A 25,118-nucleotide genomic window follows, 5' to 3' on the forward strand; every position below is an offset into this window, starting at 1 on the left:
GGCGGTGTGCGGCTATCGCATGACGCCCATGCGGAGCAGGAAGCGGGCGTAGGGATCGGGCCGGTGCGGAGTGCGGACCGACCCGGTGAGCTCGCGTTCGACGCGGTCCAGCAGGGACTCCAGGCAGTCGTTGTGGAGCGAGCGGATCATCAAGGGCCACAAGAGTTTTGCTGGGCCGTTCAGGCGCATGACGGTGATGTGGCTGAGCTTGGTGGTATCGTCGCCCAGGGGTTCGATGGTGAATTCGTGGAAGCCCTCGCCGACGCCCGGCTCGAATCGGAAGCGGACCCAGCGGCCGGGCTGGTGGCCGACCACGGTGTAGTGGCCGCCGCCGTGTGAGCCATGGGTTCCGAGGGCGATCGGGCCGTCCAGGGCCAGGACCGGCCAGGGGGCGCCGGGCCAGATGCGGTCGCGATCGCCGCTGCCGAAGGTTTCGACGATATCGGCGACCTTGTCGGCGGCCGCCGGGAGGACGCGGGAGTGGACATTGAGAATGGCCATGACACAGGACCTTTCGGGGTGACTTCGGCTCAGCGGGCGAGGGTGCGCAGCAGTCGCACGAACGGGCTCCACCGCGCGGGTGCGCGCACGGAGCCGGTGAGTTCGCGTTCGGCGCGGTCGAAGGCGTCCTCGAGGCAGGCGTCGTGCATCCAGCGGTACGCCAGCGACCATTGCAGCCGGCCGCCGACGGAGGGGGCGATGGTCAGCAGGTGGCGTAGTTCGGCGCCCGTGTCGGCGGGTTCGACGGTGAATTCGTGGAATCCGTTCCAGCCGCCAGGGGCGTCGAATCGGAAGCGGACCCACCGTCCGGGCTGGTAGCCCACGACCGTGTAGCGGATCGGCCCGTGCCCGCCGGTCGCGCCGACGCCGAGCGGGCGGTCGAAGCGCATGGGCGGCCACTGGCCGCGGGGCCAGAGCCGGTCCGCGGGGCTCGCCAGCGCATCGAGCAGTGCACCGGCCTCCGCCTCGGAGACGGGCAGCGTGCGGGTGTGAATGTTGAGGACAGCCATGTCGCAAACACCCTTCATGTGAAATGTTCCTTCTAATTAAATTAGAGCAAACATTCCACATGATCGGGAGGGTGGGCTCGGCCACACCCGCGGCGCGAGGGCGGAGATGTCAGCCGCAGGCGGCGCGATGCTGTTCGGCGGCGAGGAAATGCGCTGTGGCGCGGGTGGACTCGTAGAGGTCGCGGTAGTGGCGGTAGTACGCGTCGTAGTGGGCGGTGCGCGCGGGATCCGGTTCCACGGTATCGACGATCGGATTCCAGGAATCGGTGTCGATCCCGATGGCTTCGGCGGCCAGCAGCGCGTCACCGAGCGCCGCGCCGACGGTGTCGGCGGGAAGTTGCTGCGGCAGTCCGGTGATATCGGAGACGATGCGCGTCCACAGACCGCCCCGGGTGCCGCCGCCGACGGCCACCAGGCGGCGCGCCGCACCGCCGGCGGCGGACATGGCCTCGAGATTGTGGCGGACGCCGAAACCGATGCCTTCCAGGACGGCCCGGTAGATGTCGGCGCGCCGGTGAGAGAGGGTCAGCCCGGCGATCATTCCCCGCGCGTCGGGATCGAACAGCGGCGTGCGTTCCCCCGCGAAATAGGGGAGGACCAGCAGGCCGCGGCTGCCGGCCGGAACCCGTCCTGCCTCGTCCACCAGATCGGTGAAATCGCTGCCGGTCAGGCCGCGCAGCCAGTCGGTGACCGCGCCGGAGGTGGCCATTCCGGCGGCGGAAGTGTAAGTGCCGGACCAGGTTCCGCAGGTCGTCCACAGTCCGGGATGCGGGCGGGGCGCGGTGAGCACCTGGGTGAGGAACAGGGTGGTGCCGTACATGATCATGGTGTCGCCGGGCGCGCGGACGCCGACGCCCGCGGCCTCGGCCCAGGCGTCGATGGTCCCGGTGGTCACCGGCAGGCCCGCGGGCAGACCGGTGGCGGCGGCCGCGTACGGGGTCACCCGGCCGACAATCTCGGTGGGCCAAGCCAATTCGGGCAGTTCCAGGCCGGGCGCGACGGACGCGGCCCAGTCCGCCGCCCAGTCGCGGGCCATGAGGTCGTACATGGGCACGCATTGGCTCGCGGATTGATGGTCCAGCACGTAGCGCCCCGTGAGCCGGTGCACCAGAAACGAACTGGCCATCAGGAGCATGCGGGTCTCTTTCCACACCTCCGGCTCGTTCCGGACCAGCCAGCGCACCTTCGGCCCGACCGCCTGGCTGGTGAGCGGCGAACCCGCGCGCTCCAGCACGGTCGCCGCGCCCAATTCCGCTTCCAGCTCCGAGATTTCGAGCCCGGCGCGGGTGTCGACCCCGTAGAGGATGGCGGGCCGCAGCGGCCGCCCCTCGGCATCGGCGGGCAGCAGGCAGGGTCCGATGCCGCTCACCGCCAGCGCCTCGATGGGCTCGTCGGCCGCGGCCGTGAGCTCCCGGGCGATGGCTGCGAAATCCGCCCACCACACCGACTCCGCATCGTGCTCCACCCAGCCGGGCCGTGGCGTCGAGACGCGGTGCGGCCGTTCGGCTCTCAGTTCGACCCTGCCGTCGCGGCCGACCAGGACCCCCTTGGATCCGGAGGTGCCGATATCGATGCCGAGCAGCATGTCAGCTCGCCCTGCTGAATTCGTCGACGGTGACGCCCAGCAGCTCGCACGCGGTGCGCACGGTGGCGCGGTGATCACCCGGAACGGCGTGAATGTGGTTGGCGCCGAACCGCGACAGGAAATCCCCGGCCTCGGCGTCCAGCCTGGCGAAGGCGTGCGGCCATTCCCGGGTGGATTGCTTCATCAGCGCCTCATTGGTCGCCTCGTCGTAGGTCTCGAAATCGCCGAGCATCACCTGCATCCGGTAGGCGCCGTCCTTGCGGGTGAGCCGGGCGAGGGTCATTCGCCCGGGCGCGGCCAGATGGTGCACGGACGCGCCGCCGGCCGGGAAGAAGAACACCTCCGGATACAGGTGCACGCGCGCGAGGTTATCGGCGGGATCGTCGCTGCGGGCCGCGTACCAGGTGGCGTGCTGCCCGGAATTGCACAGATCCCAGATATCGCGATCGGCGTGATAATGCCGCACATCCGCGAAAAGCACCGGCGTCCCGGCGATCTGCTTGAGCAGCTGCATGGTGAGCGCGCCGTCCATATCCGCCTCGGTGGCGCATACGTGCGGGCGCTTGGGCCCGTTCCAGTCGTAGGGGTCGTTGAGGAACGCCTCGGCGATATCCATGGTCGCGAAGTGCTGGGTCAGCTCCGGCTGGCCCTTGATACCGGAGAAGTCCAGATGCCATTCCGCGATCAGGTCGCGCATGGCCAGATAGGACCGAATCTGGCGCTCCAGCAGTTCGGGCGTGAGTTTGTGCCCGTCGTAATGCACCCCGCCCGCGTACCGCTCCAGCCACTCCCGCGCGCCCTTGGCCTCCCCGCCGTCGGCGAGTTCGGCGCGGCGCACGATCTCCCACTGATCGATCTCCTCCACGTCGATCCCGAACAGCCGCTGCCATTGATCGGTATTGGCCACCGCGGTGTTCATCCCCATCGGCCGGCCGCCGATCCGCCCGAAGGTAGTGCCGCGCAGGCTTTCCACCGCCGCCGCGGCCCGCGCCCGGGCGCCGATGGCGGCGATCAGCTCCGGGTCCGCGGGATCGCCCCACAGCCGTGCGTGCGCCCGCCCGATCTGATCCAGCGCCCCGCCCGCCGCCAGCATCCCCACCATGCCCGGCTGCACCGGATCGATATTCGACAGCAGTAGCAGCGGTCCCCGCAAGGCGCCCGCGGCCAGCATGGTGAAGTGCGGGAACGCCCACACCGCGTAGTGCAGCACGGTCAGGTCCACCCCCGCCGCCTGCACCCGGCGCGCCACGGCGACCGCCTGCTCGTTGCTGCCCACCGGCTCCACCCCGCGCACCACGGTGTGGCCAGCCGCGGTCAGCTCGGTGACCAGCCGATCCTCCACGGTCCGAATGAATCCGACGATTCCCCCGTGCACATAGTCGCGGCCGTCGGAAATGCTGATCACGCCGATACGTGCCATGGCTTTCCTCCCCGCAATGGGTGGATTCTCGACTCCCTTTCAGAATCCCAGCCCCGTGCGCGCGCCACGGTCGAATCCGGAAGAATCGATCAGTGCGGGAAGATCAACGGGGCCAGTCCGACTCCGCCCTGCGCCCAGCCCGCCGAGGTGACCCACCGCCGGTCGCCGTCGCTGATGATCTCGGCGGCATGCGCGGGAACGTGACCCGCGAGATCGGCCGGGCGAAAGTGAAAAGGGGTTGTGCTGCGGAAGATCTCGGTGCCGACGTAATCCGGGCGCGGGCCGATGAACAGATACCAGTCGTCATTGTGGCGCAGGACGAACGGTGACTCGGTATTGCCCGCCTCGGTGCCGCGCAACGGATCGGTATAGGCGATGCCGCGCTCGCTCCAATGCACGAGATCCCTGCTCGTGCGATAGGCGACGACATGATTGCCGCCCTCGGGTGTGCTGGTGGCGCAGTAGTACATGACCCATTCGCCGCCGATGCGCGTCACCATGGGATCGCGCGCGTCGTAGCCGTCGCGGAACAGCGGGCCCTCCGGACGCCGGGTCCAGTGGAACAGGTCGGTGGAGGTCGCGAGGTTCATTGCCGTTGCGGTGCGGTCGATTCCGCCGCCGTCGTAGAACATGAAATACCGCCCGCCGGCCCGGATCACGAACGGCGCCCACAAATGCGTTTCGCCGTAGTCGCGATCCACCGTGAGCGCGGTCGCGTGCTTGGTCCACGGCCCGTGCAGATGCTCCGCGCTGGCATGGGCGAATTCGGTCTCGTCGAACGGGTCTGCCGGCTCCGCGTGCGTGATGCCGAACAGATGCCAGCGCCCGGCCCCATCCCGCACCACGGTGTGATCATTGATGTACCACGGTTCCCCGCCGGCCTCGCTCGGATCGTAGATCCGCCGGAACGTCCCCGCGCACAGCCGCTCCCGCCGCATCATCGGATCGCCTCCACCGCACCGGTACGCCAGTTCACACGCAAACTTCGCCGTAACGATCATTGTCGCTGGTGACGAGGTTCCGGTATGGCTACTGACAGATCCGATATCCCATCGTGCCCCACTTGCGGAAGAACCCCGACGCCCATTGTGTACGGCCTGCCCGCCCGGGTCGCCGCCGCCCGCGCCGACCGCGGCGAGATCGTGCTGGGCGGATGCTGCATCGGCCCCGGCTCCCCGAAGTGGGCGTGCACCTCCTGCGGTGCCCGCTTCGGCGACATCTACCCGGAGATGGTGTGAGGCCGGAGGGACGCTGTCAGAGACGCAGCCGCGCGATGACGGCGCGGTGGTCGGTGCCGGCGATATCCATCGAGTGCACCGCGGTGGCGTGGCCGCCGGCGATCAGGACGCGATCGATGCCGATGATCGGGCCCCAGGATCGGTCCGTGGGCCAGGTGGGCATGGCGCCGAGCCCGAGCAGTTCGGCGGAGTCGGCGTAGCGGCCGCGCACCAGATCCCGGTAGGCGGAGTGTTCGAAGGTGGCGTTGAAGTCGCCGCCGACCACCACCTGGCCGGTCTGCTCGTCCAGCAGCTCGCGGATGCGGCGGAGTTCGCGCTCCCAGACCCCCGGGTTCGACAGGGGCGGAATCGGATGCAGGGCGAAGACCGTGACAGGGCCGCGGTCGGGGTGAATCATGCTGGCGCGCAGGTTGTTCAGCCAGAAACCCTCGAACTTGACGCCATCCTGCAAGGGGTACTTGCTGAAGATTCCCGTGCCCTGGCCGCCGCCCGACGGGGCGGTGTACCGGTGCGGCAGCAGCTCCGCGAGGCCCGCCGCGTCGAGTTTGGCCAGCAGCTCCGGCGTGAGTTCCTCGAGCGTCAAGACCTCGACCGCGCTCTCGCGGGCCGCTCGCACCACCGCCTCGGGTGAACCCTTCCCGAGCATCAGATTCGACTGCATCACAACCAGATCGGTGCCCGGCCGTGCACTCCCGTCCGGCCACAGCATCGGCGCCTGCGACCAGATCGCGGCCGCCGACACCGCCACCGCCAGCGCCGCGCTCACCCAGTGGCGGGCCAGGCCGAGCACCACGATCGCAATGCCCGCGGCCACCATGAAATACGCCGCGAACGAGGCCGCCAGCACCGCCGGCTCCCACACCCACGAGCTGTGGTGCAGCCCGACGCCGGCCGCGCCGACCAGCAGCAACAGCCATCCGGCGATGAGCAGCACCCACCCGAGCGGCCCACGCCGGCGCCCGATGCGCTCGGTCACCTGCTCGGCCCGCGCCAGGTCGTTGATCATCGAGAGTCCTCCCACCCCGCTCCGACGATCACCCTACTTCGGATGTTCGGCCGCACAGCGCGTGGGTGCGCACGGCGCCGATATCCATGGTGGTGGGGATCCGGTGAACGTGATGGCGACCAGGCGGCCGGCGGCGGCCCGCGGTACCACGATGTGTCCTACTGGAGTACGGATCAGCCGGCGTCGCGGGGCCGGGTGAATCGCAGGGTCACGAGCTGGAATGGGCGTAGCCGTAGCCGGACTCCCGCTGGTTCGCCGATTACGGAAGCGGCGGGTGGCAGCGGACGCTCCAGAAGGTCGCAGACGGTGAATCCGGTGGTGTCGAAGCCGGGTTTCACCAGTGCGGTCGCTCGACCGCCGTGGGCTTCGTAGACACGCAGTACGACATCCCCGCTGCCGTCGTCCGCCAGTTTGACGGCGCTGGTGACGACGGCGTCGTTGTCGATGGTGAACAGGGGATCGACCGGATCGGCGACGCCGGGCGGGGAGGGAAGCAGGTTGATGCGGTAGCCCTCGCGGACGGCGTCGCCGATCGAGGCGCCCGGGGTCAGCGAATGGCGGAAATAGTGTGAGCCGTGATCGGTTTCGGGATCGGGGAAGCGCGGTGCTCGCAGCAGCGAGGCCCGCAGGGTGGTCGTGGTGCCCCCGTCGGGGCGGACGGTGCGGGTGACATCATGGCCGTAGGTGGAGTCGTTGGCGACGGCCACGCCCCAGCCGGGTTCGGCCACATGGACGAAGCGATGGTTGCAGGCTTCGAATTTGGCGTATTCCCAGCTGGTATTGGTGTGGGTGGGCCGGTAGAGGTGGCCGAACTGGGTTTCGGAGGCGTAGCGGTCGGCGTGAATGTCCAGGGGGAAGGCCAGTTTGAGGAATTTCTCGGTTTCGTACCAGTCGATGCTGGTGTCGATCTCGATGCCGCGGGCGCCGGCGCGCAGCACGATGGTCTGCTCGACCTTGGAGGAGCCGAACGAGCGGCCCAGGCGCACGATCGCGGCGTCCGGTGAATCCGTATCGGCGGCAACGAAGTCCGCGTCGGTGAGGTCGGTGACGCGGTTGCGGTAGAAGAGGTCCACATCCCAGGCGTCCCAGGAATTGGGCAGGTCCTGGTGCAGCTGGAGCAGGTTGGCGGGGGAGTCCGGGGGCAGGGTTTCGCGCTGGTGCTCGTGATCGAAGATCGAGACCAGCAGGCCGCGCGCGTCGATTTCGACTCGGAGCAGGGCATTGTCGAGGATGAAGCCCCCGGCCGAACGCTCGGTCACCGAGCACGGGCGCACCGGATCGACCGGGGCCGCCGCACCGGCTGGAACACCGCGCCAGGTGTGCGGGGTCGGGTTGAAGACATTGGGGCCCACGCGTTCACCGCCGAGCACCCATTGGGCCTGCTCGATGAGCGCTCCCAGCTCCGCGGCCACCTGCGCGTAGGTCTGCTCGGCCTCGCGGTGCACCCAGGCGATCGACGAACCCGGCAGGATGTCGTGGAACTGGTGCAGCAGCACCGTCTTCCAGAGCCGATCCAAGTCCGCGTACGGATACTCGGCGTGCTTGCGCACCGTGGCCGTGGCGGCCCACAGTTCGGCCTCCCGCAGCAGATGCTCGCTGCGCCGGTTGCCCTGTTTGGTCTTCGCCTGGCTGGTCAGCGTGGCGCGGTGCAGCTCCAGATACAGCTCGCCCACCCACACCGGCGGATTGTCGTATTCGGCCTCGGCCCTGGCGAAAAAGTCGGCGGGCTTGTCCCACAGCACCTTCGGCGAACCCTCGAGGTTCCGCATCCGGGCGGCCTTGGCGACCATCTCCCGGGTCGTCCCGCCGCCGCCGTCGCCGAATCCGGTCGGCGCGAGCGACATCGACGCCCGCCCCTTGTCCTTGAAATTCCGTGCGGCATGCGCGATCTCGCGGCCGTGCATGGTGCAGTTGTAGGTGTCGACCGGCGGGAAGTGGGTGAAGATCCGGGTGCCGTCGATGCCCTCCCACAGGAAGGTGTGATGCGGGAACTGGTTGATCTGACTCCATGAGATCTTCTGTGTCAGCAGCCATTCGGAACCGGCGGCCTTGATGATCTGCGGCAGTCCGGCGGCGAAGCCGAAGGTGTCGGGCAGCCAGGCCTCCCGATTCTCGATCCCGAACTCCTCCAGGAAGAATCGCTTGCCGTGCACGAACTGCCGCGCCATGGCCTCGGAGCCCGGCATATTCGTATCCGACTCGACCCACATGCCGCCGGCCGGGACGAACCGCCCCTCCGCCACCGCCTGCTTGACCCGGGCGTACACCTCGGGCCGATGCTGCTTGATGAAGTCGTATTGCGCCGCTTGCGACATGGCGAAGACGAACTCGGGATCGGCCTCGAGCAATGCGGTCATATTCGCCGTGGTGCGCGCGACCTTGCGCACCGTCTCGCGCAGCGGCCACAGCCACGCCGAGTCGATGTGCGCGTGCCCGACCGCCGAGATCCGGTGGGCGGACGGGACCGCCGGCGCGGCCAGCACCTCGACCAGGCAGGCCCGCGCCGCCGCGGCACTGCCGTTCACATCCTGCAGATCGACGGCGTCGAGCGCCCGCTCGAGGGCACGCACGATGTCGTAGCGCCGGGCCGGATCGTCGGGCATCTCGTGCATGAGCTCGCCGAGCACCTCGAGATCCTGCACCAGCTGCCAGACCTCGTCGTCGAACACCGCCAGATCCATCCGGCCCAGCCGATACTGCGGCTCGTGCCCGGCGGTGGCCTTCTCTCCGAGCCCGGTCGGCGCGAAGAACGGAATGACCGGGTTCGCGGCCGCCTCGACGTGCAACAGCACCTGCTCCCCGCCCGCCACGGGCGACCCGATCCGCACCCATTGGCTGCGCGGATGCAACCCCTTGACCGGCGACCCGTCCGGGCGATAAACCAGCCCCTCGCACTGGAATCCGGTCATATTCCGGTCGAACCCGAGATCGATGATCGCCTCGACGGTCCTGCCTGCCCACTCGGCGGGCACCGTCCCCTCCACCGTGAGCCAGCTCGTCCCCCACGGCGCACCCCACCGCGCCCCGGATTCGATCGCCGTCCGCGGCGCGGCCAGCCCCTCGGCCACCGGCACCGGTTCATCGGGCGCATCCCAGATGGACACCCGCAGCGGCACCGACTCCGGATAGATCGCCGGAACGATCCGATCGAGCACCCGCCCGAAGCGGTCCTCCAGCAATCGGCGGTCATCGTGCATAACGGGGCTCCCCTCGGACCGGCCAGTGATCAGCGGAATCACCACCATTCTGCGTCAGAACTGCGGATATTCCGGTCAACAGCGTGTCAGGCGGCGGTCTCGATCAGGAGGAGAATCCCCGCGGCGGCAGTCCGTCGCCGAAGGTTAACCATCTCGCCACGAACGAGAATCGGACAGAACGGCTCCGGGGTGGTATTAATTCGCGGTGGCATGGACTTTGCGGCTGAGCGCGGATGAAGAGGCTGCGCTGAGCGCGCAGGCGATGGTGGAGGGCCGATCGAAACAGGAGATCGCCCGCGACGCCATCCGGACCTATCTGCACCGGCACGCCACCTGGGACGAGTACCTCTCCGAGACGCCGGTCGTCTACGGGTAGTAGCGGTCCCGGATATCGGCGTAGCGGCGGCGGATCGCATCGCCGATACCGGGTGCCAGGGAATGGAATTCGGTCACCGCGGGGGCGGGCCAGCGGGGCGGGCGCGGGCCGCCGCGCAACGCCCAGGCGGCTTGGCGGGCCGCGCCCAGCGCCACGTATTCGCTCGGGTGCGGCACCGCGACGGTGCGGCCGAAGATGGTGGCCGCGGCATGCGCGATCAGCCGGGACTTGGACGCGCCGCCGATGATCAGGATCCGGCGCGGCGTGGTGGGCAGCCGGTCGAAGGCTTCGGCGATATTGCAGAGCATGCCCTCGATGGCGGCGCGGGCCAGATGATGCGGGCGCATGGTGTGCGGGCGCAGGCCGTGAATGCTGCCGGTGGCGTGCGGCAGATTCGGCGTGCGTTCACCGGCCAGATAGGGCAGGACGGTGAGACCGTCCGCGCCGGCGGGGGATTGGGCGGCCAGCACCTCGAGGCCGGAGACATCGGTGCCCAGCAGCGCGGCGGTGGAATCCAGGACCCGGGCCGCATTGAGGGTGCACACCAACGGCAGGAACGCCCCGGTGGCGTCGGCGAAGCCGTTGACCGCGCCGGAGGGGTCGGCGCTGGGGTGCGGGGAGCGGGTGAACACCGTGCCGCTGGTGCCCAGGGACACCACCACATCTCCGTCCTCGATGCCCAAACCGAGTGCGGCGGCGGCATTGTCGCCGGTGCCGGCGGCCACCACGCGGCCGCCCGGGGTATGCCCGGCCACCTCCGCCGGATTCAGCACCCGGGGTAGCGCGGGCGTGCGGCCGCGGAAGGCCAGCGACAGCAGGTCGGTGCGGTAGCGCCCCGCGGCGGGGGACCAGTAGCCGGTGCCGGAGGCGTCGCCGCGATCGGTGGTGGGGACGGTGTCCGGGTCGCCGCCGCGCAGCTGCCAGGTCAGGTAGTCGTGCGGCAGCAGCACCTGGGAGGTGCGGTCGGCGAGTTCGGGTTCGTGATCGGCGAACCAGCGCAGTTTGGCCACGGTGTGGGCGGCCAGGGGCACGCTGCCGACCGCATCGGCCCAGGCCTGCGGACCGCCCAGCTCCGACACCAGTTGCGTGGCGGCTTCGGCGGACCGGGTGTCGTTCCACAGCAGCGCGTCGCGCACCGGATGGCCGGCGGCGTCGAGCACCACCAGGCCGTGCTGCTGCCCGGCCACGGCAATGGCCTCCACATCGCGCATCATCCGGTCGCAGGCGGCGCGCAACGCCTCCCACCAGGTGCCGGGCGGCACCTCCGTCCCGTCCGGATGTGGAATCTGCCGCTGCCGCAGCACCGTTCCGGTGTCGGCATCGCAAACCACGATCTTGCAGGACTGTGTGGACGAGTCCACTCCGGCAACGACCGTCATTGGCCCCTACCCGTCTATCGTGCCCCTCGGTGCGGGTGCAGTTGGATTTTGCGTCCGGCGCCGCTGCGGAAGGTCTGCAGGGCGTCGGCGAATTCGTCGAGCGAGAAGTCGTGGGTGATCATGGTTTCCGCGTCGATGACGCCTTCGCCCATGAGATCCACGGCCCGTCCGAAACTGTGCAGCACCGCCATCGATCCGATGATGGTGATCTCGTCGTTGTAGATGCGGAACGGCGAGATCGCCGCCCGCGCCGTCGCGGGTGCGACGCCGAACTGCTGATAGGTGCCGCCCCGCCGCACCCGGGAAAGCCCGTCCTCCACAGCGGGAATCGCCCCGCTGCATTCGATGACGATCTCCCATCCCTCGGGCCGATCCAGCTCGTCGGCGGTGACGGACGCGGCGTCCGCGCCGAGGGTGCGCGCCACCGCCAGCCGATTCGCATTGGTGTCCACCACCGACACCGAGGCGGCCCCGGCCGCAATGGCCAACTGCAGCATGAGCAGACCCATGGTGCCCGCGCCGTAGATCAGATAGTGCGCGCCGAGTCGCCGGGGCAGCACATCGAATCCGTGCACCGCGCACGACAGCGGCTCCACCAGGGCGCCGTGCGCGGCCGGTAGATGCCCGGGCAGCCGATAGCAGTTGGCGGCGGGCACTTTCACGTATTCGGCCATGGCGCCGTCCACGGTGTCGCCGATGGCGCCCCAGTTCTCGCACAGATTGCCGCGCCCGATGGCGCAGTAATGGCAGCGCCCGCAGAACAGCGACGGATCCACCGCCACCCGATCACCGGTTCGCACGCCCGCCGCCTCCGCGCCGAGCGCGACGACTTCCCCGGCGAATTCGTGGCCCGGCACGATCGGATAGGGTGTGGGCGGGAATTCGCCCGCCACGATATGGATATCGGTCCCGCAAATGCCGACCGCGTCGACCCGAATCACCGCCTCGCCCGGACCGGGCGTGGGATCCGGCACCGTTTCGACCGAGAACTGTCCAGGCTTCTCGACGAGCAACGCGCGCATACAAATACCATGCACCCCAGCGGTGCTCGCCCGGTGCGTTTTACGCAATAGCAATCACCTGTATAGGGGGATGTCACTCCATTAGGGGGAGTACGGGACCGATTGATACCACAGGGCGGTCGTCGAGACGTGCGCGTGCTCGAGCGGCAGGTAGTGGCCGTCCTCGCGCCATCCCAGCGCCTGGACGGTGGCGCGCAGCGAGTGCTCGAAACAGATCGGATCGGGAATATGCCACCGGTACATTCCGAAGCGCTGGTTCGGTTCGTAGATGCGGTCGCGGGGTTGCACCTGCACCAGGCCCAGATATGGGGTGGAGTAGGGGAGTTGGATGCCGTCGAGATCGAAATTCCAGGCGCCGCCGAAATAGTCCTCGGTACCGGTGCCGCAGATGGTCGGGAATTCGGTGTCGTCGTCCAGATAGAACTTCAGCTCGCCCTCGCCCCACCAGCCGGGTGCGCGGGGTTCGATGGCCAAATAGGTGCCGGCGTAGCGGCCCGGGCCGCCGGTCACCTCGATCATCGGATGGACGGCGGGGGCGCCGAGGGGGTCGCTACTGCGCCACCGCGCGTGTAGATAACCGGACGAATCCGGCAGATCCTCCTCGAGGTAGGTGATCTGGTAGTAGACCGGCGCGGTGCGCTCGGCCCCGTTGTGCAGGGTGATGAGGGCATGGCTGTGGAACGGCATGGGCCAGTAGCTGTTCAGCCCGCCCGCGGGCGCGACCACGATCATCTGGGAGTTGACCAGCGCCAGCTGCGGCCAGCCATTGCAGAAGAAGTCGCCGAGCGGGACCGCGACGGCGGGGTCGGGCGAACCGTCCCAGTACATCTGGAGCGTGAAGTCGCGCAGCAGCGCGCGGTCGGTGGTGATCCAGATGTGGCGGATGACGCCGGGACCGGAAAGATCGGCGAGAGTGACGGTTTCACCCGGCGCGAGATCGATCGAGGGCGAGACCTTCCAGCCCCGGCCGAGCCCCGCCGCCGCGAAAGCGCCTGTGCCGGAGATCGCGCGTCCGCCCCCGCCGGGCGCTCCGGTGGGGTTCTCCGCGCTGACGGAGCGGGTGCGCCGCCCGTCGAGCTGCCAGATCTCCTGCACCATGGGAATTTTCGCATGTACAACGGACGCCCGTCCCGGACATGGGGCGGACAAGCGAATGCCGACGCCGTCCGGTAGACAGCGTCGGCATTCTGATCTAGCGGCGGTTGCCGAAGCTCAGTTGGTGCCGGGCAGGCCGGGGCGCTGGATCAGCTTGTCGCGCAAGGTGTCGATGGTCGCGCGGTCGATGCCCAGGCCGTCGGAGATGAAGCGTTCCATCGAGCCGTAGGACATGGCCGCCTGGCCGAACGACGCCTGCAGGAACTCGCGCTGCACGCCCAGCAGCGGCTCGAACAGCGAGCGGTCCTTGATCAGACCCTGCTTCTCCAATGCGTCGAGGGTGGCCTTGTTGCTGGCCGCCAGGCGATCGTTGGACTCCAGGAAGTTGTCGAAGATGGTGAACTGGTCGGTACCGAGGATGTTCATGAGGATGGCGGTCATCCAGCCCGTGCGGTCCTTTCCGGCGGTGCAGTGGTAGAGCACGGGGCCGGAGGCGCCGGCGATCTCGCGCAGGGCGGTGCCGAACTGGTCGCGCATGGTGGCATCGGTGACGAAGAGCTTGTAGTAATCCTTCATGATCTGGGCGGCCTTGCCATTGCCCAGCATCTCCTGCTGCTTGTCGTGGCCGCCGGTGATGATGCCGCCGATGAAGGTGTAGAAGTCGTTGTTCGGGTCGTAGACCGGGAGCAGCTGGGTCGGGATCGAGGCGGGCACCTTGTTCGGGTTGGCGGCGCGCTCGGTGGGACTGCGGAAGTCGATGATCTTGGTGACGCCGTAGGTGATCAGCTTCTGCTGATCGGCGTCGGTGAGCTTGTCCAGGGCGTCGGTGCGGTAGACCAGGCCGTTCTTGATGGTGCCGGCGAAGGCGGCCACACCGCCGATATCGCCGGCATTGGGGGCGCGGGTGAGGCTGAAATCGCCGTCGGCGGGGGCCTGGGGGAGGATCGAGATGCTCGGGGCCGCCGCCGCGGGGGTGAGGGTGGCGGGGAAGACGGCGATGAGCGAGGCGGCCACGCCGGTGAGGGTGCCGCGTACAGCGCGCGAAATCGTCACTAGGGGTGTTCCTTTCAACATCGGATCGGACGAAGGGCATCCGGCCCGGGTTCGCGCATCGGCAGGCGGCTGCGGTTTCGGGTCGGTTATGGGTGAGACCTCGCCTGCGTGATGCCGTTCACACACTGGCAGTGGGAAATCGCGCCGTTGGCGGTAGTCCCGCTGGCTGAGACGGGATCGTCGGTCAGCAGGATGGGTGGCGAGAAGTGCTGGTGTGTAGGGGATTTCGGGATGGACTTGATGGCTGCCCAGGCACGCGAAAGGCCGGCGCCTCCCCACGTGGCGCCGGCCTTTCGGAAATCGGGTGGTTACTTGCCGACCAGCTTGGAGCGCAGGGTCTCGACGGTGGCGGCGTCGATTCCCAGGCCGCTGGACAGGAAGTTGTCGAACGAACCGAAGGACTGGGTCGCCTGGTCGAAGGCGGCATCCAGGAAGTCTTCGGAGACGCCCAGCACCGGCTCGAACAGCGACGGATCGGTCACCCGGCCGCTGGCGACCAGGCCGTCCAGGGTGCGCTGATTGCCGGCGGCGAGGTTCTCGTTGGATTCGAGGAAGCTCTTGTAGATCTGGCCCTTCGGGACGTTCAGGGCCTGCATGAGGATGGCGGTCATCCAGCCGGTGCGGTCCTTGCCTGCGGTGCAGTGGTAGAGGACTGCGCCGGGGGCATTGGCGATTTCACGCAGGGCAGTGGTGAACTGGGCGCGCGCGGTGGGGTCGGTGACCATCCAGCGGTAGTAGTCGCGCATGTACTCGGCGCCCTTGCCGTCGCCCAACATCTGCTGCTGGTATTCGGGGCCGCCTTGGACGACCTTGCCGAAGAAGACGTAGAAGTCGTTGGCGGGGTCGTAGACGGGCAGTGCCTGCAAGGGAATCGAGGCGGGCAGCTTGTCCGGGTTCTGGCCGCTCTCGGTCGGACTGCGGAAGTCGATGACCTTGGTGATGCCGGCCGCGACGAGGGCCTGCTGTTCGGCGTCGGAGAGCATGCTCAGTGCATCGGCGCGGAACACCATGCCGGGCTTGATCTTTCCGCCACCGCCCTGGGTGGGGACGCCGCCGATATCGCGAGCATTGGGTGCGCTGGCGAGGTTGAGCTCAACCGTCTTGGGAGACTGCAGCACCGGGACGGGAGCAGCCGCCACAGGAGCCGAGGTGGCGGGGAAGACGGCTATGAGCGCGGCGGCTACACCGGTTAATGTGCCGCGGAGGGCGCGCGAAAACGTCATGGGGGTGTTCCTTTCGATACGGGCGGGAGTGGGGGTTTCCCGTCCGGGTATGCAGGCTGGGGTGCGCCGTTGGCCTGTGCGTGTGCGGCGAATGAGATCAGGGCGAACGGTTGGTTTTCGGGTGATCAGTCCCGGCCTGTGAGATTGGGGTTGCGAGCCGGTCGCGGCTCGATCCGTGCGCGGCTACTGGGCGTCCGCCAGCAGCGTGATGGTGCCTGCGCCGCCGTCTACGCGGACGCGTTGGCCGTCGGTGAGGCTGGTGCTGGCGGTTTTGGTGTCTACTACGCAGGGGACGCCGAATTCGCGGGCGACGATGGCGGCGTGGGAGGCGGCGCCGCCGATATCGGTGACCACTGCGCCGGCGTAGCCGAACATGGCGGTGTGGCCGGTGTCGGTGACGGCGGCTACGAGGATGTCGCCGGGTTCGACGTCGTCGTCGAGGGACAGGATGCGTTTGACGGTGCCTTCGACCACGCCCGGGCTGACGCCCAGGCCGGAGAGGGTGCCGCCGACGGGGAGCGCCCCGGAGACTTCTTCCGGTTCCCAGGTGCCGTTGATGACGTCGGGCATGCGGATGGACTGGTATCTGGTGCGCTCGGCGCGGCGGCGGGCGACGCGGTCTTTGAGATCTGCCGGGGCCCAGAGGATTTCATCGAGGTTGAGGAAGGCGAAGTCCTCGATCTCGGTGAGCTTGCCGACCTTCACCAGGCGCGCTGCGCGCTCTTGGGTGGCCAGGCGCAGGCAGTTGGTGATGCGCACGACCGCGTCGCGGGCGCGCTCGCGGTAGACGGTGGCGCCGACGGCCATCTTGGCGGTGCGGGTCGTCGGCTCGGGGACCGGCTCTCGGTGGGGGGCGGGCATTTCCGCGGCGCGGCCGGCGGCGGTGACCAGGAGTTCGGGGCGGTCGCCGAAGGTGGCGTTGCTGAGTTCGCATTCGCCGGGGCCGCGGTGGCCGACCTTGGCGAGTTCCTCGTCGAGGGCCTTGGCGAACTCCGGTGACTTCTCCCGGGCGGCCGCCACATCGCCGCTCTTGGCGACCTCCTGGAGGCCGGCGTCCTTGCGGCACAAGGCTGCCAGGCGTTCCACGGCCAGCATGGTCTTGGCCGACTCCAGGCGATTCAGGTCGATCTTGACTTCGCCCCTGTGGGCCGCGGAGGCCGCGCCGGTCATCATGACGCCGATGGAGGCCGCTTGCCACGCCTGGTTCAGGCGGTCGCGCCAGAGCAGGGCGCGGGCGTGCAGCTGTTCGTCGGTGAGATCGGAAATCTGGTCGCGGGTCAGCGCTTCCGCGTGCGACGCGGCATTGATCAGTTCGGCGGTCTTGCTGTAGCTCATGGCGGTGCGGGCGACGCGGCCCATGGCCTTGACGGTGCCCAGCCGCCCGGCGAGTCCGGTCGGCATGGGCGGGCGGCCCTTGGGGTGCAGTTCGACATCGCCGATGGCGCCGTAGACGTCGCGGCGCACGCTCTCCTCGTCCCAGCCGGGCATGTTCTGTGCGGAGAACACGCCGATGGACGGGTTGATGTACATGTGGTGGCCGAGGACGCCCGTGACGCGGGAAACCCAGTGTTCCAAGGCAATTCCCTCGATGGCGATCATGTGTCCCATGGCCTCGTTGCCCAGGCGGATCGCGCCCGCCTGCAGGTCGATGGTCAGGGGGGTGAGCGGGCCGGGCAGCGCCTCGGAGGTGTTGGTGGCGGTGAAGACCGGGATGCGGTCGTCGACCAGGTCGTCGAACTCGCCCTGAAGTCCTTCCGGTGCACCGGATTTCAGCTGGTAGCCATCGGAGGTGGGTGCATTCTGCGGGACCACGTGCGAGGGCAGGGGGATGGCGCCGGTGCGGTTGCGGAAGCCGGAACCGCTCGCCTTGCGGCCGGGCAGGCCGCGTGCGACGTCGGCGACCACTTCGCGGGCGGTCCAGCCGTAGCGGAAACCCCACTCCTCGCGGGCGGCGGTGGCATCGACGCGCGCGGGCTGCGCGGACGAACGTGGCAGCCACGCAGCGTATTTGACGCCCGCGTCCTTGAAGATGCGGCGCACCTCGTCACCGGACACATCACCGGGGGCGGCCAGTCCGACCGTGCCGCTGCGCTGTGAGATCGCGGCCAGCACCAGGAAGCGCTCGAGGTCGTCGTAGTGCAGTACCTGTGAGCCGTTGTCGCCGCGTCCGCCCACAAGGGATTCCAGGGTGCGCCAGCTGCTTCGGTCGACGCGGCGGCCGGTCACCAGCGGGGTTCGCACAATGAGGACGTCCGCGCCGCTGCCGGTGGCGGCGCTCTCCACGGCCGAATCCGCTCCGGCGGCAACGGGAACCACCAGGCGCGCACCGGCTTCCCGGGCCGCGGTGGCAATGGCCGCGACCGCGCGGCCCGCCAGATGCACCACGGCATCCGCGCCGGCCACGGCTCGCGCGCAGGTCTGGGCATCGGACAGGTCGCCGATGGTCACCTGGACCCGCGGGTCGACATATCGATGCCGCTGCCGGTCCAGGCCGGTGACCTCGTGACCCGCCGCCAGCAGCATCCGTGCCACGGCCCGGCCGCTCGGCTCGGTGACCCCGGTGACCAGAATCCGCATTGACTCTCCTCCTCGTGAGGCGTCCCCAACCAACGTGACGCCGTTCACACACCATCCCCACTGGTCAGCCGGGCAAAGGCGGACAGTCCCGGTCATCGGGATCCAAGAATCGTTGAGCAAGATGGGACGCTAGGGCCGGGCGGGTGCGGAGGGCACCGTCGAGGACATGACAGTGCGGAATTCCGTCACGCCGCGGGCGGCGGGCGAAGTGGGCCGGTACGACATCGAGACCGATGTGCTGGTCGTCGGCTACGGGGCCGCGGGCGCCTGCGCCGCGTACGAGGCGGCGCTGGCGGGGGCGCGGGTGCTGGTGGTGGATCGCGCGGGCGGGGGCGGGGGCGCGTCGGCCATGTCGGGCGGGGAGATCTATCTCGGGGGCGGGACGCCGCTGCAGGTGGCGTGCGGGTTCGAGGACACGCCCGCGGAGATGGCGGCCTTCCTGAAGGCGGCCATGGGTGCGGGGGCCGATGCGGCCAAGATCGACGAGTACTGCGCGGGGAGCGTGGAGCACTTCCAGTGGCTGGTGGACCGTGGGGTGCCGTTCAAGCCGACCCTGTGGGACGCGCCCACCTGGGTGCCGCCCACTGATGACGGGCTCATGTGGCTGGGTGAGAACAGTTGGCCCTTCACCGAAATGGCCGCGCCCGCGCCGCGCGGGCACCGGCCGGCCGCCAATGACTTCGGCGGCAGGCTGCTCATGGAATGCCTGACGGCGGCGGCCGAATCCGCCGGTGCCACAACATTGTTCGATACCCAGGTCACGAATCTGATCGTCGCCGGGGACGGGGCGGTCGCCGGTGTGGTCGCCCGGCAATACGGCAAGGAACTCACCATCCGGGCCCTGCGCGGGGTGGTGCTCACCACCGGCGGCTTCGTCGACAACGACGAGATGCTCCTCGCGCACGCCCCGGAACTGCTCGGCCACACCAAGGTCAGTGCGGGCACCGACGACGGCAGCGGCATCCGCATGGCGCAGGCCCTGGGCGCGGCCGTTCGGCACATGTCCTCGGGGCAGGTCGGGATGTCCCTCATCCCCGGGCTGGCCGCTCGCGGCATGGTCGTGAACGCCCAGGGGCGCAGGTTCATCAACGAGGACACCTATCCCGGCCGCATCGGCCAGTCCGCGCTCTACCGCCAGAACATGGGCGGCAGCTTTGCCGGAAACGACACCGCCGTCTGGGTGATCGTGGACGAGGAAGGTTTCGAGGACGTTCCCGAACCCCAGCGCTGGGGTGTGCGCCCCACCCACGTCGCCGAAACCCCGGCGGAGCTCGAGGAACTGACCGGCCTCCCCGCCGGATCCCTGGCCGAGACCATCGGCCGCTACAACGAATTCGCCGCCCGCGGTGCGGATCCCGACCACCACAAGGCCGCCCGCTGGCTGCGACCGCTCACGCCGCCGCTCGCCGCCATCGACGTCAAAGCCGGTGTGCGCCCGCCCTCGGAATCCGGTGACCGCCGCGGCACCGGGGCGTCCGTCTTCACCCTCGGCGGCCTGCACACCGACCTGGACAGCCGTGTCCTCGACCTCGACGGCAACCCCATCCCGGGCCTGTACGCCGCGGGCCGAACCGCCAACGGACTGCACGGTTTCGGCTACATCTCCGGAACGTCCCTCGGCGACGCGACCTTCTTCGGCCGCCGCGCGGGCACCTCCGCGGCCCGCACCTACTGACCGCTATCGGTGTGCGGCACCGGTTTTCGTGCTCAGCCGAGCAGTCCGGGCTGATCGATCACCCACAGCCAGGTGCCATCCGGCTGCCGGCGAGCCACCTCCACGGTGACCCCGCCGTCGTCCAGTCGCGTCGCGGTCATCGCCAGATCGCCATTGCGCACGGTGGGCAGCAGGTGGCCGGGTAGGAATGTCGGCTTGTCGGCCACGAGATCCGCATAGGCGTCCCGGATCTCCGCGCTCCCGGTGGCGACCCGCCCACCGGGCAACGCCAGCACCGCGTCCGCCTCGTACAAATCCACCAGCCCGTCGATATCCGCCGCATTCAGCCGATCCACCACGAACCGGCTCAAGTCCTCCGGCCGCAGCGCTTTCTCATGTCCCATGTCCGGACTATGCCAGCCCCCACCGACAAACACGACCGCCCTGCCGAGACCCGGATTCCGTTGACCGGGACTTTTCCGGAGCAGGTCCACTCACGAGCCATACCGTCGAGATCAAGGGGTTCAAGGGCTTACCCCGAGACCCGGAAATCTCCGGTCTGGGGTTCAGCGGTTGCCTCTGAGGTCCGGAATCCCCGGTCTGGGGTTTCAGGGGCTTGCCCCTGAGGTCGGGAATTCCCCGGTCTGGGGTTTCAGGGGCTTGCCCCTGAGAGTTACGAGAGTTGTCAGGAGGACACACCCGCATGACGAACAAGGTGCTCGATCGGGTTCGGGATCTGCTGCCCGCGATCCGGGAACGGGCGGTGCAGGCCGAGGAGCAGCGGCGGGTGCCCGACGCCAGCATTGCCGAGCTGACCGAGGCCGGGGTGTTCCGGATGCTGCAGCCGGCGCGGTACAGCGGCGCGGAGGAGTCGCCGGTGGACTTCTACGCGGTGGTCCGCGCCATTGCCACGGCGTGCCCGTCCACGGCGTGGGTGGCCTCTGTGCTGGGTGCGCATCCGTGGCAGCTGGCGCTGTTCGACGATCGTGCGCAGCAGGACGTGTGGGGCGAGAACCCGGACACGCTGGTGTCGTCCTCGTACGCGCCGACCGGCAAGCTGACCGCCGTCGAGGGCGGCTACGAGATCTCCGGGCGCTGGAGCTTCTCCTCCGGCTGCGATCACGCGCGGTGGGTGTTCCTGGGCGCGCTGGTGCCCTCGGAGCAGGGCATGGACTACTACACGGTCCTGGTGCCGCGCACCGACTATCGCATCGAGGACGTGTGGAACGTGTCCGGGCTGTCCGGCACCGGTTCCAACGACATCGTCATCGACAAGGCGTTCGTCCCCGGCTACCGCGCCTACAGCGCCGCGGATCAGGCCAACCTGGTGGGCCCCGGCCAGACGGTGAACACCGCTCCGCTGTACAAGATTTCGTTCGGCAGCGTCTTCTCCAACACCATTACCGCGCCCATCATCGGCGCGGCCGAGGGCGCCTACGAAGCGCATATCGCCAAGCAGCAGGAGCGGGTGCGGCTGTCCTACGGCGGCCAGAAGGTCTCCGAGGATCCCTTCGCCCACGTGCGAATCGCCCGTGCCGCCAGCGAGATCGACGCCGCCATCCTGCAGATGGAGCGCAATACCGCCGAACAGCTGCGCTATGCCGAAGCGGGCGAGGAGATCCCGTTCGACCTGCGGCTGCGCACCCGCCGCGATCAGGTGCGCGGCACCGAACGCGCCCTGGAGGCCATCGACCTGCTGTTCAAGAACTCCGGCGGGCATTCCATCCGCCGCCCGAACCCGATCGAAAGGCATTGGCGCGACGCGCATGCCGGCAGCGTGCACGCCATCAACGACGTCGAGCGCGCCCTGGCCATGTTCGGCAAGGGCGCCATGGGTCTCGAAGTCACCGATCGGATGCTCTGATGACCCTCACCGTCGAGAACACCACCCGCTGGGTCACCGTAGACGGCCACAAACTCCGTTACCACGAGGCGGGTTCGGGCGCCCCGCTGGTGCTGCTGCACGGCTCCGGCGCGGGCGTCTCCGGCTGGGCCAACTTCGGCGCGAACCTGCCGGTGCTGGCCCGCCACTTCCGCTGCCTGATCCTGGATCAGCCCGGTTTCGGCGCGAGCGGCCGCCCGGAAGTCTACGAGCGCAACTACCTTCGCATCGCCACCGACGCGGTGCTGGGCCTGCTCGACGAGCTGGGCATCGAAAAAGCCCACCTGCTCGGCAATTCCATGGGCGGCGGCGTGGCCACCATGACCGCCCTCGACCACCCCGGCCGCGTGGACCGCCTCGTCCTCATGGCCCCCGGCGGCGTCGGCGTCAACGTCCTCGGACCCGAACCCTCCGAAGGCATCCGCCGCCTCATGGAGTACACCATGAACCCCACCGACGACCGCGCCATGGGCTTTCTCCGCGCCATGGTCTTCAACGAGGCCACCCTCACCGAAGACCTCATCGCCAACCGCCTGAAAGCCGCGGCCGACCCCCGCGCCCAAGCCGCCCTCCGCGACGCCTACGCCACCTTCTACAACCCGAAAATGGCCGAGCCCCTACCCCTTTGGGCTCGCCTGAAGGGATTGCAGCACGAAGTCCTCATGCTGTGGGGCCGCGACGACCGCGTCACCCCGGTCGAGGGTTCCCTCTTCCCGGCCCGCCAACTCCCGAACGCAGACCTGCGCATCTTCTCCCGCTGCGGCCACTGGGTCCAGGTGGAACGCAAGGCCGCCTTCGAACGCTCCGTCATCGACTTCCTGAATAGCGGGCTCTGAGCCCGGCGCTTCGCACCCGTTCGCCTCCTGCCCTGTCCGCGCGAACGGGTGCGAAGTCGTCTCCGAACCGCTATTCCACCCAAAGGCTTTCGAGAGTCAATCCCAACGCCTCGCCGAGCGCCATCGCCTGAGCGGGCGTCGCGAGCACGTACACCGAGTCGTCCGTGCTCGGGTCGTGGTCGGGCCACCCCACCTGGTGAATCTCTCGATCGCCGTCCACCGGCAAGCTGGTGATTATCTCGAACATCGTCAAGGTGTTCAGAACACGATCGGACATGTGCTCGGTGTGCCAGGAGTTCGGCTGACCGTTCCACACCCAATGCAGTTCGTCATCGATCACCCGGACGTCGCTGATCTCGACCGTGCCCGGGAACAAGCGTGCGACCTTCTCGAAGAATTCCGCATAACCCTCGTCGAGGCTGTCGCCGGCGTCGTAGTTCGTAATGACGGCTACCCCCAGTTCCTCCAGCGCCTCGACGAGGTCCTCGGGCGACATCTCCTCCGGCTCGTCATCGTCGAGCCAGGTGAGCGCTCGCAGCCGTTCCCCCGCTTGTTCCTCCGTGAGCATGTCCACGTCAACCAGCAACTGCGCCACAGCGCCGTAGGTCTCATACACCCGGGCCATCGTGCCGGATGCGGGCCGTGGCCGCATCCCGTGCGGCCCGCCCGGTGAGCGGGACCCCACCTCGTTGTTCCTCGCCTTTCATATTTCGATTAGAAATAGGAGGTGGTCGATGATGACCGGTGAACTCGACTCGATCGCAACCGCGGTGGCCGCGATTGCGGGCGGCGGGATGGTGCTCGTGGTGGACGATGAGAATCGCGAGAACGAAGGCGATCTGGTGCTCGCGGCCGAGAAGGCGACGCGGGAGAACATCGCGTTCATGGTTCGCCATACCAGCGGCGTGGTCTGTGTGCCGATGGCCGGTGAGGATCTCGATCGGCTGTTGCTGCCGCCGATGACCGCGGTCAATCAGGATCCGAAGGGCACCGCGTACACCGTGTCGGTGGATGCGATTTCCGGTGTGAGCACCGGTATTTCGGCCGCCGATCGGGCGCACACCATGCGCTTGCTGGCCGATCCCCGGACCACTCCGGACCAGCTCTCGCGGCCCGGTCACGTCTTCCCGCTCCGCGCGCATCCGCGCGGTGTGCTGGGCCGTGACGGTCATACCGAGGCGTCGGTCGATCTGGCCCGCCTGGCCGGATTGCGGCCCGCCGCGGTTATCGCCGAGGTCGTCAACGAGGACGGCTCCATGGCCCGGCTCCCTGAACTCCTGATCATGGCCCGCGAGCACGACCTGCCCATTGTCTCCATCGCCGACCTGATCGAGTATCGGAAGTCCTTGGAGCACGGCATCTCCCGCGTGGTCGAGACCCGGCTGCCCACACGATTCGGGGACTTCCGCGTCCTCGGCTACGCCGACGAGCACTCCGGTGCCGAACATTTGGCCCTGGTCTACGGCGACCCCGCCGGTGCCGATGTCCTGGCCCGCGTCCACTCCGAATGCCTCACCGGCGATGCCTTCGGTTCCCTGCGCTGCGACTGCGGCGAGCAACTCGATGCCGCCATGGAAGCCGTTGCCGCGGAAGGTAATGGCGTCATCGTCTACCTCCGGGGGCAGGAGGGCCGCGGCATCGGACTGTTGAACAAGCTGCGCGCCTACGAACTCCAGGACGACGGCGCCGACACCGTGGACGCCAATGTCAGACTCGGCCTGCCCATCGATGCCCGCAGCTATACCGCCGCTGCCCAGATCCTCGCGGACCTCGGCGTCACCTCGGTCCGGCTGCTCAGCAACAATCCGGCCAAGCAAGCCGGTCTGGAAGCCCACGGCATCGGTGTCCTCTCACGAATCCCGTTGCAGGCCAAGCCCACCGAGCACAATGTCCACTATCTGCGCACCAAGCGCGACCGCATGCGCCATCAGCTCACCGGGATCGAGGCGCCGGTGGCGGCGGGAGGGCTCTGAGCAGGGTTTCGGTGAGGGCGTCGAGGTATCCGGGCTCGAGCGCGGCGCCGCGCACCGACAGTCGCCAGTAGAGGGGCGCGGCCAGCAGGTCCAGCGCCAGTTCGATATCGACGTCGGGGGCGAGTTCGCCGCGTTCGACGGCGCGCCGCAGCAGTTCGGCCCCGAGTGCCCGCCGCGGGTTGCCGATCGCGGATTCGACGGCGGCGCGCAGGACCGGATTGCGGACGGCCTCGGCGGTCAGATCGGGCAGGATGCGCGAAAAGCGTGGGTGGGTAAGCCAATCCACGAGACCGGCGAGGGCCTCGCGGAGGTCCTCGCGCAGTGATCCGGTATCGGCGACGACGGCGTGATCCAGGCTGAATTCGGAGATGACGGCGATGACCATGTCCTGTTTGGCGGGCCACCGCCGGTACAGCGCGCTCTTGCCGACGCCCGCGCGCTTGGCGACGGCCTCCATGGACAGGCGCGCGTAGCCCTGCTCGGCCAGCTCATCGAGGACGGCTTCGGTAATGGACCTGGTGACCTCGGGCTGGAGGACGGCGGCTCCGGTGGGTGCGCGTCGTGTCATGCGGCGAGTATAGCGAGTGGACGA

The 25,118-nt window shown here is 68.7% G+C and carries 22 protein-coding genes; 6 read left to right on the forward strand and 16 right to left on the reverse strand.

The window, feature by feature from the left end:
* Positions 1-12 precede the first annotated feature (12 nt).
* From ACYQ5L_RS09585 to ACYQ5L_RS09605, 5 genes are all read right to left on the reverse strand, one after another.
* A complete protein-coding gene (locus tag ACYQ5L_RS09585) occupies positions 13-501 on the reverse strand; it encodes a hypothetical protein (protein ID WP_459957021.1) in 489 nt (162 codons plus the stop codon).
* Positions 502-530: 29 nt separating this feature from the next.
* Positions 531-1,010: an SRPBCC family protein gene (locus ACYQ5L_RS09590; RefSeq protein ID WP_459957022.1), complete on the reverse strand. Its 480-nt coding sequence runs from the start codon at positions 1,008-1,010 to the stop codon at positions 531-533.
* A gap of 109 nt (positions 1,011-1,119) precedes the next feature.
* Positions 1,120-2,595: an FGGY-family carbohydrate kinase gene (locus tag ACYQ5L_RS09595; protein WP_459957023.1), complete on the reverse strand. Its 1,476-nt coding sequence runs from the start codon at positions 2,593-2,595 to the stop codon at positions 1,120-1,122.
* A 1-nt stretch (position 2,596) separates the two neighbouring features.
* Positions 2,597-4,015 (reverse strand): L-fucose/L-arabinose isomerase family protein, encoded by a 1,419-nt coding sequence (locus ACYQ5L_RS09600; protein WP_459957024.1) that lies wholly within the window; start codon positions 4,013-4,015, stop codon positions 2,597-2,599.
* Between the two features lie 89 nt (positions 4,016-4,104).
* The gene (locus tag ACYQ5L_RS09605) at positions 4,105-4,956 is read right to left on the reverse strand and encodes a glycoside hydrolase family protein (RefSeq protein WP_459957025.1); all 852 of its coding nucleotides are present in this window, start codon (positions 4,954-4,956) and stop codon (positions 4,105-4,107) included.
* An 84-nt stretch (positions 4,957-5,040) separates the two neighbouring features.
* Here ACYQ5L_RS09605 and ACYQ5L_RS09610 point away from each other — a divergent pair, with 84 nt between their 5' ends.
* Positions 5,041-5,253: a hypothetical protein gene (locus ACYQ5L_RS09610; protein WP_459957026.1), complete on the forward strand. Its 213-nt coding sequence runs from the start codon at positions 5,041-5,043 to the stop codon at positions 5,251-5,253.
* A gap of 16 nt (positions 5,254-5,269) precedes the next feature.
* On the opposite strand, the gene ACYQ5L_RS09615 is transcribed toward ACYQ5L_RS09610, so the two are convergent.
* Positions 5,270-6,259 carry an endonuclease/exonuclease/phosphatase family protein gene (locus tag ACYQ5L_RS09615; protein ID WP_459957027.1) on the reverse strand — a complete coding sequence of 330 codons (990 nt, stop codon included), beginning with the start codon at positions 6,257-6,259 and terminating at the stop codon, positions 5,270-5,272.
* A 173-nt stretch (positions 6,260-6,432) separates the two neighbouring features.
* Positions 6,433-9,456 (reverse strand): alpha-mannosidase, encoded by a 3,024-nt coding sequence (locus ACYQ5L_RS09620; protein ID WP_459957028.1) that lies wholly within the window; start codon positions 9,454-9,456, stop codon positions 6,433-6,435.
* 205 nt (positions 9,457-9,661) lie between these two features.
* Here ACYQ5L_RS09620 and ACYQ5L_RS09625 point away from each other — a divergent pair, with 205 nt between their 5' ends.
* Positions 9,662-9,832: a hypothetical protein gene (locus tag ACYQ5L_RS09625; RefSeq protein WP_379198493.1), complete on the forward strand. Its 171-nt coding sequence runs from the start codon at positions 9,662-9,664 to the stop codon at positions 9,830-9,832.
* Here the strand turns inward: ACYQ5L_RS09625 and xylB are convergent.
* The 6 genes from xylB to ACYQ5L_RS09655 form a co-directional block, all read right to left on the reverse strand.
* The gene (xylB, locus tag ACYQ5L_RS09630) at positions 9,823-11,211 is read right to left on the reverse strand and encodes a xylulokinase (protein ID WP_459957029.1); all 1,389 of its coding nucleotides are present in this window, start codon (positions 11,209-11,211) and stop codon (positions 9,823-9,825) included. The two genes, ACYQ5L_RS09625 and xylB, sit on opposite strands and share 10 nt — an antisense overlap.
* 14 nt (positions 11,212-11,225) lie before the next feature.
* The gene (locus ACYQ5L_RS09635) at positions 11,226-12,233 is read right to left on the reverse strand and encodes a zinc-dependent alcohol dehydrogenase family protein (protein WP_459957030.1); all 1,008 of its coding nucleotides are present in this window, start codon (positions 12,231-12,233) and stop codon (positions 11,226-11,228) included.
* Positions 12,234-12,314: 81 nt separating this feature from the next.
* Positions 12,315-13,331, reverse strand: a complete 1,017-nt coding sequence (locus ACYQ5L_RS09640) for a glycoside hydrolase family 172 protein (protein WP_459957031.1) — start codon at positions 13,329-13,331, stop codon at positions 12,315-12,317.
* Between the two features lie 114 nt (positions 13,332-13,445).
* Positions 13,446-14,381, reverse strand: coding sequence for a tyrosine-protein phosphatase (locus ACYQ5L_RS09645; RefSeq protein ID WP_459957032.1), 936 nt, complete (start codon positions 14,379-14,381; stop codon positions 13,446-13,448).
* Positions 14,382-14,689: 308 nt separating this feature from the next.
* Positions 14,690-15,604, reverse strand: a complete 915-nt coding sequence (locus tag ACYQ5L_RS09650; protein ID WP_459957033.1) for a tyrosine-protein phosphatase — start codon at positions 15,602-15,604, stop codon at positions 14,690-14,692.
* Between the two features lie 183 nt (positions 15,605-15,787).
* Positions 15,788-18,181: a PEP-utilizing enzyme gene (locus ACYQ5L_RS09655; protein WP_459957034.1), complete on the reverse strand. Its 2,394-nt coding sequence runs from the start codon at positions 18,179-18,181 to the stop codon at positions 15,788-15,790.
* A 166-nt stretch (positions 18,182-18,347) separates the two neighbouring features.
* On the opposite strand from ACYQ5L_RS09655, the gene ACYQ5L_RS09660 reads away from it, so the two are divergent.
* On the forward strand, positions 18,348-19,856 hold the full coding sequence (locus ACYQ5L_RS09660; protein ID WP_459957035.1) for an FAD-dependent oxidoreductase: 1,509 nt from the start codon (positions 18,348-18,350) through the stop codon (positions 19,854-19,856).
* A gap of 32 nt (positions 19,857-19,888) precedes the next feature.
* Here the strand turns inward: ACYQ5L_RS09660 and ACYQ5L_RS09665 are convergent, their stop codons facing one another.
* On the reverse strand, positions 19,889-20,239 hold the full coding sequence (locus ACYQ5L_RS09665; protein WP_459957036.1) for a YybH family protein: 351 nt from the start codon (positions 20,237-20,239) through the stop codon (positions 19,889-19,891).
* 299 nt (positions 20,240-20,538) lie between these two features.
* Between ACYQ5L_RS09665 and hsaA the strand changes: the two genes are divergently transcribed.
* Both hsaA and ACYQ5L_RS09675 read left to right on the forward strand, forming a co-directional pair.
* Complete coding sequence (hsaA, locus tag ACYQ5L_RS09670) at positions 20,539-21,699, forward strand: 3-hydroxy-9,10-secoandrosta-1,3,5(10)-triene-9,17-dione monooxygenase oxygenase subunit (RefSeq protein WP_459957037.1); 1,161 nt, start codon at positions 20,539-20,541, stop codon at positions 21,697-21,699.
* Entirely contained in the window at positions 21,699-22,553 is an 855-nt protein-coding gene (locus ACYQ5L_RS09675; RefSeq protein WP_459957038.1) for an alpha/beta fold hydrolase, read from the forward strand. Before hsaA ends, ACYQ5L_RS09675 begins: the two co-directional genes overlap by 1 nt.
* Positions 22,554-22,623: 70 nt before the next feature.
* Here ACYQ5L_RS09675 and ACYQ5L_RS09680 read toward each other — a convergent pair whose 3' ends face one another.
* Positions 22,624-23,169, reverse strand: a complete 546-nt coding sequence (locus ACYQ5L_RS09680; RefSeq protein WP_459957039.1) for a hypothetical protein — start codon at positions 23,167-23,169, stop codon at positions 22,624-22,626.
* A gap of 121 nt (positions 23,170-23,290) precedes the next feature.
* Here ACYQ5L_RS09680 and ACYQ5L_RS09685 point away from each other — a divergent pair, with 121 nt between their 5' ends.
* Positions 23,291-24,526 carry a bifunctional 3,4-dihydroxy-2-butanone-4-phosphate synthase/GTP cyclohydrolase II gene (locus tag ACYQ5L_RS09685; protein WP_459963376.1) on the forward strand — a complete coding sequence of 412 codons (1,236 nt, stop codon included), beginning with the start codon at positions 23,291-23,293 and terminating at the stop codon, positions 24,524-24,526.
* Here the strand turns inward: ACYQ5L_RS09685 and ACYQ5L_RS09690 are convergent.
* Positions 24,486-25,094, reverse strand: coding sequence for a TetR/AcrR family transcriptional regulator (locus ACYQ5L_RS09690; RefSeq protein WP_459957040.1), 609 nt, complete (start codon positions 25,092-25,094; stop codon positions 24,486-24,488). The two genes, ACYQ5L_RS09685 and ACYQ5L_RS09690, sit on opposite strands and share 41 nt — an antisense overlap.
* Positions 25,095-25,118 lie beyond the last annotated feature (24 nt).

The organism is Nocardia sp. IFM 10818, from assembly GCF_054655275.1.

Excerpts from the sequence above, each read along its gene's own strand:
- ACYQ5L_RS09585 (WP_459957021.1), bottom strand. The coding sequence starts at position 501 with ATGGCCATTCTCAATGTCCACTCCCGCGTCCTCCCGGCGGCCGCCGAC.
- ACYQ5L_RS09590 (WP_459957022.1), bottom strand. The coding sequence starts at position 1,010 with ATGGCTGTCCTCAACATTCACACCCGCACGCTGCCCGTCTCCGAGGCG.
- ACYQ5L_RS09595 (WP_459957023.1), bottom strand. The coding sequence starts at position 2,595 with ATGCTGCTCGGCATCGATATCGGCACCTCCGGATCCAAGGGGGTCCTG.
- ACYQ5L_RS09600 (WP_459957024.1), bottom strand. The coding sequence starts at position 4,015 with ATGGCACGTATCGGCGTGATCAGCATTTCCGACGGCCGCGACTATGTG.
- ACYQ5L_RS09605 (WP_459957025.1), bottom strand. The coding sequence starts at position 4,956 with ATGATGCGGCGGGAGCGGCTGTGCGCGGGGACGTTCCGGCGGATCTAC.
- ACYQ5L_RS09610 (WP_459957026.1), top strand. The coding sequence starts at position 5,041 with ATGGCTACTGACAGATCCGATATCCCATCGTGCCCCACTTGCGGAAGA.
- ACYQ5L_RS09615 (WP_459957027.1), bottom strand. The coding sequence starts at position 6,259 with ATGATCAACGACCTGGCGCGGGCCGAGCAGGTGACCGAGCGCATCGGG.
- ACYQ5L_RS09620 (WP_459957028.1), bottom strand. The coding sequence starts at position 9,456 with ATGCACGATGACCGCCGATTGCTGGAGGACCGCTTCGGGCGGGTGCTC.
- xylB (WP_459957029.1), bottom strand. The coding sequence starts at position 11,211 with ATGACGGTCGTTGCCGGAGTGGACTCGTCCACACAGTCCTGCAAGATC.
- ACYQ5L_RS09635 (WP_459957030.1), bottom strand. The coding sequence starts at position 12,233 with ATGCGCGCGTTGCTCGTCGAGAAGCCTGGACAGTTCTCGGTCGAAACG.
- ACYQ5L_RS09640 (WP_459957031.1), bottom strand. The coding sequence starts at position 13,331 with ATGGTGCAGGAGATCTGGCAGCTCGACGGGCGGCGCACCCGCTCCGTC.
- ACYQ5L_RS09650 (WP_459957033.1), bottom strand. The coding sequence starts at position 15,604 with ATGACGTTTTCGCGCGCCCTCCGCGGCACATTAACCGGTGTAGCCGCC.
- ACYQ5L_RS09655 (WP_459957034.1), bottom strand. The coding sequence starts at position 18,181 with ATGCGGATTCTGGTCACCGGGGTCACCGAGCCGAGCGGCCGGGCCGTG.
- ACYQ5L_RS09660 (WP_459957035.1), top strand. The coding sequence starts at position 18,348 with ATGACAGTGCGGAATTCCGTCACGCCGCGGGCGGCGGGCGAAGTGGGC.
- ACYQ5L_RS09665 (WP_459957036.1), bottom strand. The coding sequence starts at position 20,239 with ATGGGACATGAGAAAGCGCTGCGGCCGGAGGACTTGAGCCGGTTCGTG.
- hsaA (WP_459957037.1), top strand. The coding sequence starts at position 20,539 with ATGACGAACAAGGTGCTCGATCGGGTTCGGGATCTGCTGCCCGCGATC.
- ACYQ5L_RS09675 (WP_459957038.1), top strand. The coding sequence starts at position 21,699 with ATGACCCTCACCGTCGAGAACACCACCCGCTGGGTCACCGTAGACGGC.
- ACYQ5L_RS09685 (WP_459963376.1), top strand. The coding sequence starts at position 23,291 with ATGACCGGTGAACTCGACTCGATCGCAACCGCGGTGGCCGCGATTGCG.
- ACYQ5L_RS09690 (WP_459957040.1), bottom strand. The coding sequence starts at position 25,094 with ATGACACGACGCGCACCCACCGGAGCCGCCGTCCTCCAGCCCGAGGTC.